This window comes from Sphingobium cyanobacteriorum (assembly GCF_030580935.1).
Classification (GTDB): Bacteria; Pseudomonadota; Alphaproteobacteria; order Sphingomonadales; family Sphingomonadaceae; genus Sphingobium; species Sphingobium cyanobacteriorum.
The window spans coordinates 1-2518 of sequence record NZ_JAUQOM010000059.1 but is presented as its reverse complement, the minus strand read 5'-3'; the positions used below and the strand labels follow the sequence as shown (position 1 = coordinate 2518).

Annotated in this window: 3 protein-coding genes; all 3 read right to left on the bottom strand. The window is 62.7% G+C overall.

Annotated elements, in window-relative coordinates:
• Positions 1–32: 32 nt before the first annotated feature.
• The gene (gene tnpC, locus Q4610_RS21620; RefSeq protein WP_304537833.1) at positions 33–1601 is read right to left on the bottom strand and encodes an IS66 family transposase; all 1569 of its coding nucleotides are present in this window, start codon (positions 1599–1601) and stop codon (positions 33–35) included.
• Between the two features lie 67 nt (positions 1602–1668).
• Positions 1669–2022 (bottom strand): IS66 family insertion sequence element accessory protein TnpB, encoded by a 354-nt coding sequence (gene tnpB / locus Q4610_RS21615; protein WP_024020125.1) that lies wholly within the window; start codon positions 2020–2022, stop codon positions 1669–1671.
• Positions 2019–2441, bottom strand: coding sequence for an IS66-like element accessory protein TnpA (gene tnpA, locus Q4610_RS21610; protein WP_304537832.1), 423 nt, complete (start codon positions 2439–2441; stop codon positions 2019–2021). Before tnpA ends, tnpB begins: the two co-directional genes overlap by 4 nt.
• Between the last annotated feature and the right edge of the window lie 77 nt (positions 2442–2518).

The window sequence follows — 2518 nt, the reverse complement described above, 5'->3', positions numbered from 1 at the left end:
GTAAGCGCTAAAACACCCCCACGGGGGAGCGCTCAGGCGGCCTGATCGATGACGGGGCTGGTGGCAGCGCGACTATCTACCCAGTTGTATGGGAGCAGATCATCGATGGGATCTGCATCGCCGCGCAGGACGATGCGGGCGAGGACATCGGTGAGGTAGGCCTGAGGGTTGATGCCGCCCAGTTTGCAGGTTTCTATCAGACTGGCAAAGGTCGCCCAGTTTTCAGCCCCCAGGTCATGGCCTGTGAACAGGGCATTTTTCCGCTGGAGGGTAATTGGCCTGATTGAGCGCTCGACGGTATTGTTATCCAGCTCGATCCGTCCATCCTCAAGGAAGCGGACGAGACCCTTCCAGTGGTTGAGGGTGTAACCGATGGCCTCGGCTGTATGGGAGCCGCGGGGTAGTTTAGGCAGCATTTCCTTGAGCCATGGCAGCATGTCCGCGATGATCGGAGCGGATTCAGCCTGGCGTACCGCCAGTCTGTGTTCGGGGCTGGAGCCTCGGATACGAGCCTCGATCTTGTAGAGCCCGGCGATCCGCCGCAGCGCCTCATCGGCGACCGGTGCGTTGCCGCCCTTGGCATCGTCGAAGTAGCCCCTCCTGACATGTGCCCAGCAGAAGGCGAGCGTTCCGGGACCGGCCCTTCGGTCCGGCGCCTCGATATGCTTGTACGCGCCATAGCCGTCGCACTGGACGATGCCGGTGAAGTCCCCGAGCAGCTTTTCCGCCCAGACTTTCCCGCGACCTGGCATGTAGGTGTAGGCGACAGCCGGTGGATCGGTGCCGCCATGCGCCCCATCATCACGAGCGATCGCCCAGAGATATCCTGTCTTCACCTTGCCGGTGCCGGGAGCCAGGACCTTGGCCGTGGTCTCGTCAACGAACAGCCTCGCGCCCGATAGGAGGTCGGCCTTCATCCGGCTGGTTAGGCGGCCGAGCCAGGCGGCGGCTCTGCCTGCCCAGTTACACATTGTTCCCCTGTCGATCTCGATACCCTGGCGCCGCAGTGCCTGTGCCTGCCGGTAGAAGGGAGTGTGATCGGCATATTTCCTGACGAGAACATCGGCGATCAGCGCCTCGGTGGGCAGGCCGCCTGGCACCACATGCTTGGGCGCGGGCGCCTGGAACACGCCATCGCTGCATGCCCGGCACGCCATTTTCGGTCGGGCCGTCACGATAACGCGATACTGGACAGGGATGACATCGAGCCGGCTTGATATGTCGCTGTCGATGCAGTGCAGCGCGCCTCCGCAGCAGGGGCATTCCGTCTCGTCAGGGAGGATCACTTCCTCAACGCGGGTCAGATGCGCCGGCAGCGACGCCCGTGCTGTCCCAGGCTCCCTTCGCGCCCGTTCCTTCTTTTGGCCCGCTGCGGCCGCGGCCTGCTCGGCCAAGGCTTCCAGTTCAGCGCGGGCAACATCGAGATCGTCGAGGCCCAGCGCCAACTGATCCTCGTTCAGCTTCTCCGACCGTTTTCCGAATGTCGTCCGGGTGATCTGGTCGATGATATGCTGCATCCGAGCTTCACGCTCGAGGCCGGCCAGGACCATCGCCTTGAGAATGGCGACATCGTCAGGAAGGTCGGCTGCCGTGGCGGACATGCCCTATTTCTGGCAGTTTCCGGGCAGTCCGCAATGGCATTTCGATCAGGGGAATCAGGCTTGCGACCTATCGCGTCGTCACCGGAACCTGAGCGCGCGGCGTGTGCATTTTCGACCATTGCAGCCCTTCGAACAAGGCTGACGCCTGTGATGCCGACAGCCGCATCACGCCATCCTGCGCCCGTGGCCAATGGAAGCCCCCCGTCTGCAAGACCTTGCTCACGAGCACCAGGCCGCTGCCATCCCAGACCAGGAGCTTGATCCTGTTCGCCCGCTTGGAGCGGAAGATGAAGACTACCCCCGAGAAGGGTTTAAGTCCGAGTTCATGCTCGACCAGCGCCGCCAGGCTGACGGCCCCTTTCCTGAAGTCGACCGGCTTTGTCGCCACCATCACCTTGAGCGGCCCTGGCGGGATGATCATCCCGACCGGCTCACCGCGGCAAGCACACGGGCGATATGTTCCTCGCTCACCCTTGGCGGCAGATGGATCGCCAGCCTTGCCGTGCGGATCACGATCTCATCGCCTCCACCATCAGCCGAGCCGGAGCCGTCCGCATCTTCAACCACCGCCGGAACGAAACCCAGCTTCTTGCTGGCCAGGCGCTTGCCCGGAATGCTGTCATGCCGCCACGCATAAAGCTGCTGCGGCAGTAACCCATGCGTCCGTGCGATTTCTGCGATGTTGGCGCCGGGCTCAAAACTCGACGCGATGATCCGCGCCTTGGCCTCGGCCGACCAGCGACGACGCGCCGGTCCCGCTGGAATGACCTCCATACGCGAGGGCCGCTGGCGCTCCTGCCTTTCGAAACCTGTTTCGAATGTTCTTACATCATCAGCCACTACGATACCCCTCGGATGAGGGGCAAAACATAGACAGATCAGCAGCTACGAAAATGTGGGGAGGTTTTGGCGCTTAC

Coding starts and splice junctions, on each gene's coding strand:
- tnpC (WP_304537833.1), bottom strand. CDS start 1,601: ATGTCCGCCACGGCAGCCGACCTTCCTGACGATGTCGCCATTCTCAAG.
- tnpB (WP_024020125.1), bottom strand. CDS start 2,022: ATGATCATCCCGCCAGGGCCGCTCAAGGTGATGGTGGCGACAAAGCCG.